This is a genomic window from Mesorhizobium abyssinicae, from assembly GCF_049887195.1.
GTDB classification, from domain to species: domain Bacteria; phylum Pseudomonadota; class Alphaproteobacteria; order Rhizobiales; family Rhizobiaceae; genus Mesorhizobium; species Mesorhizobium abyssinicae.
Genome location: NZ_JARAKC010000006.1, coordinates 1 through 14,879, shown reverse-complemented (window position 1 = coordinate 14,879; position 14,879 = coordinate 1). Strand labels below are relative to the sequence as shown.

Genomic DNA, 14,879 nt, shown 5'->3' with positions numbered 1-14,879 from the left:
CTCAATGTCCCTCATCATCAACACGCCTTTCGTCAGCCCGGCCCGGCATTGGGTCGAGGGTAAGGGTGGCAAGCTCGAGATCCAGCCCGAGCGACGCCCCGCGAGCTACGAGGTCTTCGACGCCCGTAACAACACCAAGCGGACCGAGGTGCTGGGTCTGGTCAACACCATCCGTACACGTGTCGACGCCTGGCGCGAGGCGGGCTGGCCTGGGGTGACCATCGTTACACGCAAGCTATTGGAACACTGGCACGACAAGGAGGCGCGCCAGCGCCCGTTCTACTTCTGCCAGCTGGAGGCGATCGAAACGCTGATCTGGTGGGTCGAGGGCGCGGAGGCCTTCAAGCAGGGCATCGGGATCCCGGGCGATGGCGGGACGTGGGAACGGCTCTGCAACAAGATGGCGACTGGCGCCGGCAAGACCACGGTGATGGCGATGATCATCACCTGGCAGGTACTGAACGCGCTGACCTATCCGAAGCGCAACAAGGATTTCGGCAGCGCGGTGTTCATCGTGGCGCCCGGCCTGACGGTGAAGGAGCGCCTGCAGGTGCTGCTGCCCACCGAGGGCAGCTATTACGACGAGTTCAACCTTTGCCCTTCGGAAGCGCTGCGACAGAAGCTGAACCAGGCCGAGGTGCTGATCGAGAACTGGCACACGCTGATGCCGCTTAAGGAGCCGGAGCGTTCTATCGTGAGAAAAGGCCGGGAGTCTGACGAGGCGTTCACCCGCCGTGTGCTGGGCAAGCTGGCCGCCCACAAGGATATCGTCGTCATCAACGACGAGGCACACCACGCCTATCGCAAACCGCCTGAGGTGAAGATCAGCAAGAAGCTGGCGGCCGAACAGGGCATCGATCTTGACGAGGCGACGCGCTGGATCGAGGGGTTGGACCGCATACACAAGACGCGCCGCATCCAGCGCTGCTTTGACCTTTCCGCTACCCCGTTTGCGCCGACCGGCAAGAAAAGCACGGACACGGCGCTGTTTGACTGGATCATCTCCGATTTCGGGCTGAACGATGCGATCGAGGCCGGGCTGGTCAAGACGCCGCGCGTCGTGGTTCGGGACGATGCCCTGCCAGACGCCAGGACGCTGCGGTCAAAACTTTATCACATCTACCGCGACCCGTCGGTGTCCGAGGATCTGAACAGGGCCAAGGCCGCGTCGCACGAGGCGCTGCCGAAACTGGTGCAGGACGCCTATACGCTTCTCGGCGCCGACTGGCGCGAGACGCAGAGGCAGTGGCGAGATGCCGGGCATCATACCCCGCCAGTGATGCTGACGGTATGCAACCGCACCGAGACGGCCGCGCGGGTCGAGCACTATTTCAACAAGGGCGACTCGCACTGGCCCGAGCTGCATGCCCCGAACAAGACCTTGCGCGTTGATTCTAAGGTGCTTGAGAAAGCGGAAATCGGCGAAGCCGCCACGTCGGACAAGGACTACGAGAACAGGCTGAAGGGCATCATCGAGGTTGCGGACTTACCAGAAACTCGAAAGCAGCAGCTTCTCGGTATGAAGAAGGAAGAGCTGCTGCGCGAGATCGTGGACAATGTCGGTAAGCGCGGGGCTGCCGGCCAGGAACTGCAGAACGTAATCTCTGTAGCGATGTTGTCCGAGGGCTGGGACGCCAAGAACGTGACACACATCATGGGTTTGCGCGCGTTCACGTCGCAGTTGCTGTGCGAGCAGGTCGTCGGCCGCGGGCTGCGCCGGGTTTCCTACGATACCGATGAGAATGGGCTATTCCTGCCAGAGTATGTGAACGTCTTCGGCGTTCCGCTGTCCATTTCCGAAACGGGAGAAAGTGGGGACGCGCCTCCACCGCCCAGGCCGACCACCCAGATCGAAGTCATCCCGGAAAGGGCGAACCTCGAGATAAAGTGGCCCAACGTGTTACGGATCGAAACAGTGGTGAAGCCTCAGTTGACCATGGCATGGGACGAGGTGCCGGCCCTCGTGCTTGATCCCTCCTCAACCCCCATCAGCGCCGAACTGGCGCCGGCCTTGGGTGGTGCGACGGACATGGGCAAGGTCACTGCAATCGATCTCGAACGCCTTCCGGATGGCTTCCGCCTGCAGAGATTGGTATTTCAGGCAGCACGTAAAGGCTTCGCTGAACTACGCCACAGCTTCTCGGGAACGGAGGAGTATCTTGCCGCGCAACTGGTTCGCATCGTTGAGAGCTTCCTGAATTCCAAGCTGCTGGATATTCCGTCACTCTTCCATTCCGATCCTCTCCGTCGACGGATTCTCATCGCGCTAAACATCGATCTCGTCGTTCAACATGTGTTGCGCTACGTCAGCGAGAACAACACGGAACGGCTCACCCCGGTCTTTGACGAGGAAAACCCTATAGGCGCCACCGGTCAAATGCGGACCTGGTATACGACCAAGCCCTGCTTTTTGGCGTTCAAGTCGCATATCAGCCACCTTGTCGGGGACTCCTCGTGGGAAGGTCATGCGGCAAACGTTTTCGAGAGCCGTGATGATGTCGTCGCCTACGCCAAAAACGATCATTTGGGCTTCCAGATTCAGTACTTGTGGGCCGGTTCGCGTCGCAGATACGTGCCCGACTTCCTTCTGCGACTATCGAGCGGCAAGATGCTCGCGCTCGAAATCAAGGGAACGGATAGCGCGCAGAACAAGGCCAAGCGCGACGCACTTAATGAGTGGGTCAAATCGATCAATGGGAGTGGTGGGTTTGGCCAGTGGGCTTGGGACGTCGCCTTCAAGCCCAGCGATGTGCAGGACATTATCGCCGAGCACGCCAATGCTTCTCGCGTGGGCGCAATAGCGCAGTGACCCATTGTTCCGCGATCTGATAGCCGCGATCTGTCGGGCGCTTGTCAGAATGACGGCTCGTTGAGATGCGTTAAAATTTGACCAGACCGCACTGGATCGATCCTGTCTGCCTCTGCGAGTGCCCAACGTTGCCATTCTTCCAGTGCAGAGGCATCGATATCAGCTGAACCATCATCGATCGCGCGACGGACGCGCTCAACAAGCGCGCGAATGTCTTCAGCTTGACGTAGCAGCTCGCCGCTGGTCCGCAGGTTCTGCAGGCGCTTTTGGTTGAGTTGGACGAGCCATTCCTGGCGCTGCTTCTCCTTTTCAATCCGCTCCCGCTCTGCGCGCTCCTCGGCTTCCCGCAAGCTAAGTCGGAACTTCTTCTCGCCCGCCACGATGATCGCAGCCGCAATCTCAGCCATTCTTGATTCAAGCTTGGCGTCACCGTCATCCTGCCAAGAAACAGTATTCTTGCGGTCGAAACCCGGATCGATCCGCAGCGCAAGCGGGGTTGATGCTGGCAGGTCTGGCGCCGGCCGCAGGTACCCCTGCTGACGCACGGTGCGATGGCTACCGACTATTCCAATTTCCAAACCAACATGGGTGTCGCCGATGGCTGCTCCCGCGTGAATTTCTCCATCGCGCTCGTAGGCACCACCGTCGTGCCCGCGCTTGCTGAGCGCCAAAAACAACGCGTTGAAGATTCTCAGTCGTCGCTTGCCTAGTGGATTGTCGAACTTGGGTTCGTCAAAGGTCCACTCGCGTTCTGCATTTTTATCGCGGCGGCGCTGCTCCTGCTTGAGTATTTGAACGAGCCCTTTGTGAGGCCTGTCCAGCGTCTGTGGGACAGAAGCTTTGCCAATCGCTTGCAATTCCTGTGCGTGGAGTTCGTCGAGGTCTTCTGGAACCAGAGCGGACGCAAATGGCCCGTTGGATGCCAGAGGGGCGGCAATCGACAGCACCTTTTTGAAGCGAGCGTCGACACTTGCTCGGCCCAATTCACCGGGGCGTCGCGGTGGCGCTTTGGGTGGTGCTGGCACCTTCTTTCCGGCACGGATTTTGTTCCAATATCCTTGCGGGGGCGACGCAACTCCACATCGCGTCAGCAGCTTCTTCAGCCCTACGTCGGACAGTTCAAGCTTCGCCGCCAAGTCCCGCATCGGTGCAGACCAGGCGAACGCAATCAGATCGTCGGGCAACACAAGAATGTCTTTCTGCCACACGTCGGCTTACCTCCATTTGTTCAACCGGGCTGCTTTTGGCACGCCTTCGCAGTGTCGATATGACAGGCCGGCCAGTGCGATCTAAGGTCAAATCTGGCAACTCCAACGCGCCCTCGATCGTGCCAGGAATGCGCTTTCATCATCGAGGCGGCCGCAGATCGGCTGCAGCTGAAGAGTCGCTCTCGGTGAACATCAGGTGACGCTCGGGAAGGCATCTGCCTCCTTTCGTAGTTCCTCGCACGGCAGGGGGCCGGCGGACATTGCCGGGTAGCAGAGCGAGGTTTGGTGCGACCGAGTGAGGCCTGGGAAATACGACCGAAGACCGATGGCTAGATAAAAGCGCACACATTGCGCGCCGGTTGAGCGGTTGTTTTTCCTGGTTTTTTTGGTGTCCTTCGAACATTGTCACTGTGGGGCGCAATGTGGGCGTGTTCGCCAACATCCTGTTTAATCACCGCTTTTTCAACATTACAGGCACTGCGATGGCGGATTGCGAGGGTGTGACCCGGCACGGAGAAAGGGCGCTTCTGGGCGGAGGGTTACAGCGGGTCTGCTCCGCGCCGGGTGAGAGCGCGACAACCTTTGGTCGTCAAAGCCCCTTCCAAAAGGCAACTGGCCGGCGGCGCTCATGGGGTCCAAACTCGTGACGGCCCGGCCGTCGTGAAGCATTACCGCATTTGAACCTGCACGGTTCGACGACGGAAGATCAGCCAGCCCAAGCTACACGCCAGCCCGATGTTCAGCAGCGCCAAACCAACGAGAGCTGCGAGAGTGCCGTGAGCGCCCACGTGCTCCAACAATAACGCTCCAACAGACGGCGCTGCTGCCTGAGCCATCAAGCTGGGCATGGCGAGACGTCCCATCAGCCTCGCGTATCCCGCAGCGCCGAACAGAGCGAGCGGCAGCGTGCCCCGCGCTATCGTTTCGAGACCGATGCCGGCACCGTAGAACGCCAGCGCCACAGGCACCACCGGAACCCCGACCAAGAGCGCACCAATGCCGATGCCAACGAAGCTCACCGACGCGAACTTCGTCCAGATGGGATGATGATAGCGGGCGATGACCATCTCGACGGCACGCGCAGACACCTGAGCGGGGCCGACGAGTGCCCCGAGCCCAACGGCAGCGGCGAGGGCCATGCCGCTGGCCTGCAAGATGGTGAGCAGATGAACTGACACCGTCGATGAAATGACCGCCGCCAAGGTCAGCGTGGCAGCCAGGACGACCATGATCGGAACTGAGTCCGGCTGAACAGGAGTGCCAACCTGCGCCTTCCCCGGTCGGTCTGTGAGGCCGGGCAGCGGCACACCACGCGGCAACATTCCGAGATAGAGGGGCAGGGCGAACAACAACTGGACCGAAGCATAGACGAGGCATGTGCCGCGCCAGCCCGTCTCGCCCATCAGGAAGGCCGAGATCGGCCAACAGATAGTGCTGGCGAAGCCGCCGAACAGCGAAAGGGTTGTGATAGCCGAGCGCGCGCTGTGCCCGTAGAGCCGGCCGAGGGTCGCGAAGGCGGCATCGTACAAGCCCGCCCCCATCCCAAGTCCAACAACGAGCCACGCTGCGATGTAGGCGGCGAGGTTCGGCGAGACCGCGAGCCCGATCTGGCCAACGCCGATGCAGCCGGCGCTGAACGCAAGAACGTTGCGGCCGCCGTGGCGCTCAATGGACGAGCCGACGCGAGGTGATATCAGCCCGGCGACGAGCAGGCCGAGCGACAATCCACCGACGACCCAAGGCAGCGGCCAGCCAGTGTCAGCGGCGACCCTCGGCGCAATCACCGCCGGCAGGTAATACGTGGACCCCCAGGCCATGATCTGGGTCAGTCCGAGGACGGTGATGATCGTTCGGCGGCTGCGTTCCATCGGCGTGATGCGGTCAGGCTGCCACGCCGCACCCGCAGCCACCCTTGCCAGCGGCTTTCGCTTCGGCATCGGCGACACAACAGGCATCAGCCTCGGAAGGAGCGGGGCCACCACAGCATCCGGTAGCGGTCGCGCGTATGGTCGACTGTGGAACCGTACAGACGCCTGTTTCGGGCAGCACCAGTTGCACCGCATCCGCAGCCGCCATGTCGCCCGCGAGAGCTGCCGCGACCGACCGCACCTGTTCATACCCCGTCAGCAGTAAGAAGGTCGGCGCGCGGCCGTAGCTCTTGACGCCGACGGTGTAGAAGTCGGGCTCGGGATGGCCGAGTTCGCGATGGCCGTGCGGGGGGACGTCGCCGCAGGAGTGTTCATTGGGGTCGATCAGAGGCCCCAGCGCCTTGACGCCTTCAAGCCAAGGATCGAGGTCAAGCCTGAGTTCGCGCGTGAGGGACAAATCGGGCCGCTGGCCGGTCGCTGCGATGATGCGGTCGAAAGGCCCGAGCATTTGTAGGCCGTCCTTCGTTTGACCTTCGACTATCAGGCGGCCGTTTGAGCTTCGGATGGCCAGTGTCGCGAAGCCAGTGACGAGCTTTGTGCGCCCGCTCTCCGCCAGTTCGCGAACGTCAGAACCAAGCTCGCCACGGGCAGGCAGTTGATCCAAGTCTCCACCGCTGTAGATGCGAACCAGATCGGCGCCGCGTGTCGCCCAGATGAAAGCGGTTCCGGGCTCACCCTCAGCCAGCCTATCGAGATCGAGCAGGGCGTTGGCGGCCGAATGGCCCGAGCCGACAACAAGCGTGGTGCGTCCGGCATAGAGGGTGCGGTCGCGGCCGAGAATGTCTGGAATGCCATAGGCGATCTTGTCCGCGAACTCCGCTTCGCCCTCCGCCGGGACACCACCGGCCCCAAGTGGATTTGGCGTCTGCCACGTGCCTGAGGCGTCAATGACGGCCCGCGCACTGTCGCGCCTAATGCCCTGCCCGGTTTCGACCACCAGCATGAACGGTCGCGCCTGTCGGTCTTTGCTCAAGACCTTGTCTGCGCCCCAGCGGGAAACACCAATCACGCGCGCACTGGTTTCGATGGACGAGGAGAGTTCAGGGAGCTTGGCGAGCGGCTCAAGGTAGCGGGCGATGAGTTCATCAGCGGTTGGGAAAGCCTCGGGCTCGGGTAGCGCCCAGCCGCTCTCTTCAAGACGCTTTCGGGCCGCCTGATCAACACAGTAGCGCCAAGGCGTGAAGACCCGGACATGGCCCCAGTCCTTGAGATTGGTGGCGACGCCAGCGCCGGCCTCATAGACCTTCACCGAAAGCCCCCTTTGGATGAGCTGGACGGCAGCCGCCAAGCCGACCGGGCCGGCTCCGATGATGGCGACAGGGAGGGCGTTAGGGTCATTCATTGACATTGTTTCCATCCTTCCGGGATCATCGAAATACAAGGCAAAAAAAGAGGCTAAGCAGCCGCGTCGTTCTCCGCCGCGCCGCAAGCTACGTCAGCACAGCACTCGTCAGCCAGGAAGCCGATCAAGTCGCGCATGATGGGATAGTTGGCCCGACAGATTAGGGTCGTCGCCTGACGCTCCTGCGTCACGAGCCCAGTCAGGATGAGGCGATGCAGGTGATGGGAGAGCGTCGAGGCCGCGATGCCAAGGGTGTCCTGCAAGTATCCCACCGGCCGGCCGGCTTCGCCGGCTCTGACCAGTGTGCGATAGAGCTTGAGCCTCGTCGGGTTGCCGATGGCTTCGAGCTGTTTTGCGGCTTGTTCGAGTTTCATGGAAATAGACTGCATCCGCCACACCGGAAGGTCAACACCTATTTCGACAATGATCGAAATACGGTCAGACGACCCGCTTGCCGCTCTCGTCGATCACAACCTCGCCGTCCTCCTTGGTGAAGGGGCCGATGTCGGGATTGGGCAGGATCGGCAGCACCGCCTCGGATGGGCGCGCTAAGACCACACCCAGCGGCGTCACCACAATTGGACGGTTGATCAGGATCGGATGATTGAGCATGGCGTCGACCAGATCATCGTCTGACCACTTCGGGTCGGCAAGCCCAAGCTCCCCAAAGGGTGTTCCCTTCTCCCGCAGCAGGGCACGCGGAGTGATACCCATGGCTGCGATCAGCTCAACCAGCTTGGCACGCGAAGGGGGCGTCTTCAGGTATTCGATGATCTCGGGTTCTTCGCGGCTTTGCCGGATCATGGCCAGCGTGTTCCGCGAAGTGCCGCATTGGGGATTGTGATAGATGGTGATGGTCATTCGGCGGGTTCCACTTTCGGGAAGGCTTGGGGTTCAGCGAGAAGCCAGCCAGCGAGCGCCATAGCGACCAGAGCCCCAGCAAGTTGAGCGGCGACGAAGGCGGAGACGTCGAACGGCCGGATACCCGCGAAGGTATTTGAGAGGGCGCGGGCCACGGCCACCGCTGGGTTCGCGAACGATGTCGAAGCCGTGAACCAGTAGGCGGCCACGATGTAGAGCCCAACCAGCCACGGGATGGCATCCGCTCGGAAGCGGAGACCCGCAAGGATGGTGAAGACGAGCCCGAAGGTCGCGACGGCCTCGGCGATCCAAAGGCCAGCCCCCGAGCGCACCGTGGTGGACAGGCTGAAGAGAGGCATGTCAAACATTGCATGAGCCATCAGCGTGCCGAGAATGCCTCCAGCGACCTGGGCTGCCATGTAGGTCAGCGCGGCGTCGCGGCCGATCTGGTGCCGCAAGCCGAACACGAGCGTGACCGCCGGGTTGAAGTGCGCACCGGAAATCGGGCCGAGGATGGTGATCAACACGACCAGTATCGCGCCGGTCGGCAAGGTGTTGCACAGCAAGGCGAGCGCAACGTCATGGGTGAGCCGATCAGCCATGATCCCGGACCCGATCACAGCCGCGACCAGCATGGCAGTTCCAAGTGCTTCGGCAGCGAGCCTTCGCGGAAGGTCAGCGGACATGGTGTCGAGGCTCCGGTGAGATTGAGGTCGTCAGCATCTGCAGGTCACCGCTTGGATGACCGGCTGGCATAGCTCCGGGGCACCCCTACAACAGTCTTCCATCAGGTAGGCCAGCAGATCGCGAAAGGCGTTCAAGTCGACGACATACCGGATGATCCGGCCTTCGCGTTCGGCCCGAACCAGGCCCGCGCGGTCGAGGACTTTCAGATGTGCTGACATGGTGTTCTGCACCGTTCCGAGCTGGGATGCGATTTCGCCGGCTGGGACGCCTTCCGAACCCGCTCGCACCAGCAGCCGGAAAGCCTCAAGCCTTGTGTCCTGGCCAAGCCCGGCCAACGCGAGCAGAGCAGCAGTCTTGTCCATGCATCCACCCATCCAGATTTGTGGATGCATAGGCCCGAAGCGTGACGGTTGGATGACAAGGGAGCACGAGGACCAAGTTCGGGAAGCTCAGACGACATATGGTTCCCGTCAAAGCCCAGCTTGGCGGTCTTCATTTCCTGCACGAGCGTCACCAATGCAGAAGGGCGCCGCTGGAGCGATCATTTCCCGCTAACTGGGCTATGTCATGGCGATCCTGGTGAATGGGTCGCCTCACCTATGAGGGATTTATTCCTGCCCCCGCCGGCCTTCAAGCTCTTTCAGAAAATGAGCTTCGTTGAGCAGCTTTTCCCAATCGGTGCCGAAACGCCCAATTAGATCGCGGGCCTGCTCCCTTGAGATGGTTGCCTCGTCGGCTAACCGGCCGGCCAAGAGATCAACGGCGACGAGATCGGCCTCGGGCAAACTACCATCGCGGTGCCGCATCGCCTCCGCGATCGATTCGAAAACGCTGCCGACTTCCTCATAAATCTCGCGTACTTCGATGCCCTCCCGTTCGGCCGCTTCCATCGCTTGGTCGGTTAGATCGTTTATCGCGGCCGGGTCGTCGGTCGTCGCGTCCGGCAGATGCTCTGCCATCCATTTGTCGAAGAAGTTGATGCCGCGTGTGCTCATTTTGCGATAAGTGTCAATGAAAGAGCCCGCTCCCGATGTCAGCTGGGCGGGCTCTTTTTCGGGAGGTCCCGGCGTCCCTCACCCTCCCGGTGACAGGCGGTAAACCATCCCGACGCGGCGCGCTCTCAGGTAGGGAAAGAACCGCCGTCCAATTTCTTAACTTGGTTTTGAGGGAAAGGTTCCAGGCTGCTACATTAGCACCAGGTCTTCCGCCCACAGTGTTGCGCTAATGTGAAACCCGCTGCCGAGGGGACAGCAGCGGGCCTGGCTTTCTCAAGGCAATGGCCGGAAGTGGGGTTGGGACACAAGGGCATCCGGCCAGCATTTCCAACGAGGGCGGCGATCGTTTGTTCCTATGCCGTTCGCATATATTAGCAATCTCTTGACACGCAAGAAGCCGCTGCGCGACATGTCGACTAGCTGCGCTTGGCCTTACCGTAGGCGTTGGGGGTGGTGTCAGGGGTATATCGTCCCCACATTCCTGCCGCCGCATTTGGCACACTTCAACTAGAATGATGTCGTCCGCCATCGCGGGAGCATCCGGGCCGAACGATCGCGGAGCTTGGCGAGGTCGAGCTTCTGGCTGTGATTGCACGGCGCGTGGTGACAGAAGGCCGTCACCGTCATCTTCGCATCGATCAGGGATTGAAACGTCCAGCCCTTGCTCATCCGGCCGATATAGCCCGCCACGAGGGCTGACAAAATGGCCCGCTACCGGAAAGGTAACGGGCCAGTACAGACAGGTTAGACAACTGCGATTGCCCTCTTCTGAAAAACGGCCCAACAACGGTTTGTTCCGCGCCGGGGCTCATCGATCATTGGATAATCTTGATGACCTTACGTGTCTCCGGATCGACGACGACGGTCCGGTTGTCGATCACAGTGTAGCGGTATTTCACATTGGGAACTTCATGAAGCTCGACCGTCTCGGGCAGAGCCGTTCCCACGTTAAGCTCTACTCCCGGCAGCTTCAATGAGGCCAGGGGCTGCTTCTTCACGTATTCCTTGATGACCGTTTCCTGTTCCGGCTGGATTACCACGGTATCGGCGGCTGCCGCACCGAGACCGGCGAGTAGCAAAAACCCTGCAGCGGCTGCGGCAAGATGGATTCTCATAGTCATTCTCCTAGGGTTGCGAGCCAAAGCTTGGCTACTCATGTCAGCAAGAGGCCGGCCAAAAGGACCGTAACGACCAACGACGCGGGAACAGCAAGAAGCCATCTGGCTTCCATAACGCTGCAGTTCCGATTATCCATTTCCATCGCCTGCGCTCCTTTCGGGGACCTTCAGGCAAACGGCCCTTCAACGCGATCGTTCCGGAAATCGGGCTACGGTCCCAGTCGGATGCGACTGAAGTCCTAGCCCACGGACGGAAGGGCAGAACGGTGTGTTCGAGATCCGATTTGAGGATAAAGGAACGCAGGTGGCACCAGCGGGTCACTGTGAGCGCTTCACCCTTCGTTCACGATAGTAGCGCAAGCTCATACGTGGACATGCAGGGTATTGCGTACATGCCCAAACAAGCCCCGGTGCTGATCCCCCTCAGTGCTGGGGCTTTTCCTTTAATGCTGCGTCTTGCCGCTTGATGGATCCGCCTGCGCCATCAACTTGTTGAAGGCGCGCGCCTCATCGACGGTCGCGAACTGCCGACACGTTGTCGTGCCGTCGGGCTTTAGAACCACGGCGAGGAATGGAAGCCCGAACACGGGCGGGTGATAGACGGCATAGATCGTGCTGCGCTTCATCGCGGCATTTTACAGGGACATCTGGCCAGGAACTAGATGCGCGTCGGTGTTCGGGTCGGCGGCCTTGGAGTTTTCAACTCTCCTGAAAGGGGTGGGGTGCAAGTTAATCGGCGCCGGGACTTTTTCGTATAATCCATTCGACCACGTTAGGGTCGACGTAGTCATCGCCTGTCACAATACGAACGAGCTTCGTTGCGCGCGGTCGCCACTGGTCTTCAGGAACCTTGTCCTCATCCACCCAGCGGTTGAACGCTTCGCGCATTACGTCGAATTCGAAGTATGAGGCGTTGTCGTTGGTACGCTGTTTTGGCATGGGTTCGCAACGGCTTACCGTCCGAAATGTTCCAGCAGAAATTTGGCCCGCCCGTTACTCCTATCGCCATCTTGGTTTGCCCGTCATGTCACCGCCGTAAGCCGCGAGCCGGACATAGCCGGGTCTGCTCGGTTGAGGAAGCCGCAGGCGGATCATACCCCAGCATTGAGGGGTGCCGGAGCACATGAACATTGCGCCCAGTCGATCGGGCCGCAAGGCACACCTTCGGGGAAGGCGAACCCGCGCTCGCCTCACGACCCAGCCGATTGGCGACCGAGGTCCGATGGCCGCACGCATAGGTCTGACCAGAGGAAACAACGGCCCGCCAATCCATTGGTAACCGTCGCAGGAAATTATCCCCTCCATCTGCGGTAACCCTGAACTGCCCGACGCTAACTCCTTGGCGGCGGGCCTTTTGGCCTGTTGCTTCCGTCGGTGAGGTTAGGTCGACATCTCTTTGATGACCGCATCGAGCGAGGCGATATCTTCCTGCGCGGCTATTTCGAGCGGATCAGCCGCCTGTGCTGGCGTGCGTATCTCAGGAACGCCACCAGGCCCTATTGGCGCGTAGCTCATTACAAGGGTGTCGCGATACTGCCTGAGCAGGACGAGCGCTCTATCAATGGTTCGTTGGTCCATCGGTGAGATTTTAGCATATAGGTCCAACTTCGCACTACGCTAACTCTTCCCCAATCCTGCATCGAGGCATGCGTGATCCTGGGCCAGTTTCACCTTGTCGATGAAGCGTCCTAATTGGCATCTCCCTGTCCGTTTCTGCTACCGACAATGCCAAAATCCTGAGATTTGATATTTCCATCCGCCAAGAGAAAGCCCTCAGCAGCTAGGCCCCGCCTCAACAGCTCACGCACCGCTGCCGCTCGGCTTGGCATTCGTCTTTCAAAGCGCCAGTTCTCCAGCGCATCAATTTCCCTTTGCGACAACATTATTTGAAGACGTACAGGTCTCTCGATTTGCGGCATTTTGCGACCTCACCCATAAAGCGTCGAATGAGTAGTTGGCTTATAATGAGCATAACACTCCAAAGGTTGCATGACCATCGTCTTGGGTCTGTACGATTGATGAGGTGAATGCATTAAGGGCAGCTTCTGCCGTAAGTACTAACTTATTGAAAATATTAGTTTATTTAATGCTTTGTGACTTGTGCTCCGCTTCGCGAGCGCGCATGGTGAAGGTGAGGGTAACCCGGTCCGGAGGACAAGAGGTCACCATGCGCTACCATTATTCACAAACCCTACTGGACGACGTCACGGCGAGTGTCACTGAGGCGTTCCAGAAGCTTGGCATTGTCAACGTTCCGGTCGTGGCGGAACAAGTCAGGCGTCGCCATCACTCGGAGAATATCGCCCTTGAGGACATTGAGGAGATAGTCCTGGACACGGCTCAAATGTTTCACATCCCGATGGAATTCGATGGTACGAGCGGCATTTTTGCTGCGCACGAAGCGGAAACCAGGGTGGCCGGGCGATTTGCGACTTCCCTCCACGACCAACCACCACGTCTTTTGGCGAGCGAGCTTCTAACGCTTGGCCAGCGCGGGACCCAGCGCAAATCAGAGCAGATGGTGAACTGGTCGATGGCCCCGAAATATCTCGATCATCGGTTGGAATGCCCCTACTGCCTCACCATCAGGCTGAGAATTCCTGCTGATGCCGGTCCAGAGACGCCGATTTCTTGCGATGATTGCGGAAAGTATCTTGGCACCTGGGATGATCTCCAAACCGACTTTGAGAAGCAGGGCGGCCAGAACGGGGTGTTTCGTCTCGACAAGGGCCGCATCCAGCGGATCAATTAGGCAGGCTGGGCGGAGCACCGCCGTCTTCGGCTCAACAGTGGCAGCGAAGGCTTGTGCCACAGCGGGAGCGCGTCGAGACCCAGCGTCAACCGACGAAGTGCAGGCGTTGATTGAGGTGCGTATGACGGCATACGCCGCGTTCGGCAAGGCCATACATGAGATGGATGGCAGCAGTCGCGATCACGACAGGCCAAGGCCGATATCTCTTGGAGATCGAGGCGCGTGGCGAACTCGACCCGCCAGAGCATATTCGGGCTCTTCTTCGTTCGACGATTTTGGAGACATGAGACTACAGCCCAGTTGGCCTCCTTCAGATCATCCGAAGACCGCCCGTCGAGGCTTTCCGACGTTCGCTTTGCGCCTCATGCTATTCCGGCAGCCCAGCCTTTCGCAAACCTTCTGCAAGCAGAGCCATATCGGCCGCACGCCTGATTGAAACGACGTCGGCGAGATTGGAAATTCGTTCGCCAGGATCGAGGGCGAGAATTCGGCTCACGACCTTTTGCGCATCCTCGGTTCGGCCGGCGTGAGCATAGCTTGCAGCCGCAAAGCGCAACGACGCCAAAAAATCCGGCTTTTCCCGCAACGACCTTTCCGCCCAAGATGATGCCTCCTCAAATCGACCAGCCAAGAGATGAGCCACTGCAACCGCATTCAGCATATCGAACATGAACGGGTCGACTGGGCTCATGCGTATCGCGGTCGCCAGGTGCCGGAGCGAGGTTTCCGTATCGCCGAGGTCGGCTCTGACCCAGCCGCTGAATAGCCACGCGGTCGCCAGGTTCGGATTGAGCGCAAGCGCGCGATCAATGAACGCTGCCCCGCTATTGTAGTTGCCCACGACAAACGCGAGCGCCTCCCCGCCGAGTGAGAGCGCGATCGCGTCATCCCTGCCCAAATCCACGGCCTTCAGAGCCAGGCGCTCGGTTTCGGCGGTTTCCTGCTTGCGATCCGTCATCCAGCCGTTCGCCTTGCGCATGACGGCACACAACGCGGCCATGCCGTATGCCGAGGCGAATTCAGGGTCGAGTTCGATGGCTTTGTAAAACAATTGAAGGGCGTCTGCGGTGGATTCCCTGGTCAACTGGTGGAGGCTTGCTATCCCGCGCAGATAGTAGTCGTAAGCGTCAAGGTGCTCGGTCGGCTTGCGCTTGGCCCGCTCGATCTCTGCCTGTTCCA

General features: G+C 60.1%; 16 protein-coding genes. 2 read left to right on the top strand and 14 right to left on the bottom strand.

The window, feature by feature from the left end; all coding sequences use genetic code 11:
- Positions 1–4: 4 nt before the first annotated feature.
- The gene (locus PU724_RS14965) at positions 5–2,809 is read left to right on the top strand and encodes a BPTD_3080 family restriction endonuclease (RefSeq protein ID WP_354419928.1); all 2,805 of its coding nucleotides are present in this window, start codon (positions 5–7) and stop codon (positions 2,807–2,809) included.
- A gap of 44 nt (positions 2,810–2,853) precedes the next feature.
- Here PU724_RS14965 and PU724_RS14960 read toward each other — a convergent pair whose 3' ends face one another.
- The 13 genes from PU724_RS14960 to PU724_RS14900 all read right to left on the bottom strand — a co-directional run bounded on the left by PU724_RS14960 (position 2,854) and on the right by PU724_RS14900 (position 12,867).
- Positions 2,854–4,017 (bottom strand): hypothetical protein, encoded by a 1,164-nt coding sequence (locus tag PU724_RS14960; protein ID WP_354419926.1) that lies wholly within the window; start codon positions 4,015–4,017, stop codon positions 2,854–2,856.
- Between the two features lie 668 nt (positions 4,018–4,685).
- Positions 4,686–5,885 (bottom strand): MFS transporter, encoded by a 1,200-nt coding sequence (locus tag PU724_RS14955; protein WP_354419924.1) that lies wholly within the window; start codon positions 5,883–5,885, stop codon positions 4,686–4,688.
- Between the two features lie 13 nt (positions 5,886–5,898).
- Positions 5,899–7,287 (bottom strand): NAD(P)-binding protein, encoded by a 1,389-nt coding sequence (locus PU724_RS14950; RefSeq protein ID WP_354420160.1) that lies wholly within the window; start codon positions 7,285–7,287, stop codon positions 5,899–5,901.
- Between the two features lie 53 nt (positions 7,288–7,340).
- Complete coding sequence (locus tag PU724_RS14945) at positions 7,341–7,661, bottom strand: ArsR/SmtB family transcription factor (RefSeq protein WP_354419923.1); 321 nt, start codon at positions 7,659–7,661, stop codon at positions 7,341–7,343.
- Between the two features lie 64 nt (positions 7,662–7,725).
- On the bottom strand, positions 7,726–8,148 hold the full coding sequence (gene arsC / locus PU724_RS14940; protein WP_354419921.1) for an arsenate reductase (glutaredoxin): 423 nt from the start codon (positions 8,146–8,148) through the stop codon (positions 7,726–7,728).
- Complete coding sequence (locus PU724_RS14935) at positions 8,145–8,834, bottom strand: aquaporin (RefSeq protein WP_354419919.1); 690 nt, start codon at positions 8,832–8,834, stop codon at positions 8,145–8,147. The genes arsC and PU724_RS14935 overlap by 4 nt, the downstream gene beginning before the upstream one ends.
- A gap of 30 nt (positions 8,835–8,864) precedes the next feature.
- Positions 8,865–9,197: an ArsR/SmtB family transcription factor gene (locus PU724_RS14930; protein WP_354419917.1), complete on the bottom strand. Its 333-nt coding sequence runs from the start codon at positions 9,195–9,197 to the stop codon at positions 8,865–8,867.
- 246 nt (positions 9,198–9,443) lie between these two features.
- Complete coding sequence (locus tag PU724_RS14925; RefSeq protein ID WP_354419915.1) at positions 9,444–9,830, bottom strand: DUF768 domain-containing protein; 387 nt, start codon at positions 9,828–9,830, stop codon at positions 9,444–9,446.
- An 815-nt stretch (positions 9,831–10,645) separates the two neighbouring features.
- The gene (locus tag PU724_RS14920; RefSeq protein WP_354419913.1) at positions 10,646–10,945 is read right to left on the bottom strand and encodes a DUF1236 domain-containing protein; all 300 of its coding nucleotides are present in this window, start codon (positions 10,943–10,945) and stop codon (positions 10,646–10,648) included.
- Positions 10,946–11,391: 446 nt separating this feature from the next.
- Entirely contained in the window at positions 11,392–11,574 is a 183-nt protein-coding gene (locus tag PU724_RS14915; protein WP_354419911.1) for a hypothetical protein, read from the bottom strand.
- A 103-nt stretch (positions 11,575–11,677) separates the two neighbouring features.
- Positions 11,678–11,887, bottom strand: coding sequence for a hypothetical protein (locus PU724_RS14910; RefSeq protein ID WP_354419909.1), 210 nt, complete (start codon positions 11,885–11,887; stop codon positions 11,678–11,680).
- 441 nt (positions 11,888–12,328) lie between these two features.
- Positions 12,329–12,526, bottom strand: coding sequence for a hypothetical protein (locus PU724_RS14905; RefSeq protein WP_354419907.1), 198 nt, complete (start codon positions 12,524–12,526; stop codon positions 12,329–12,331).
- A gap of 110 nt (positions 12,527–12,636) precedes the next feature.
- Positions 12,637–12,867, bottom strand: a complete 231-nt coding sequence (locus PU724_RS14900; RefSeq protein WP_354419905.1) for a hypothetical protein — start codon at positions 12,865–12,867, stop codon at positions 12,637–12,639.
- A gap of 248 nt (positions 12,868–13,115) precedes the next feature.
- On the opposite strand from PU724_RS14900, the gene PU724_RS14895 reads away from it, so the two are divergent.
- A complete protein-coding gene (locus tag PU724_RS14895; RefSeq protein ID WP_354419903.1) occupies positions 13,116–13,700 on the top strand; it encodes a hypothetical protein in 585 nt (194 codons plus the stop codon).
- A 367-nt stretch (positions 13,701–14,067) separates the two neighbouring features.
- Here the strand turns inward: PU724_RS14895 and PU724_RS14890 are convergent.
- Positions 14,068–14,879: tetratricopeptide repeat protein (locus PU724_RS14890; protein WP_426213296.1), on the bottom strand; the 812-nt coding region annotated here is incomplete at its 5' end.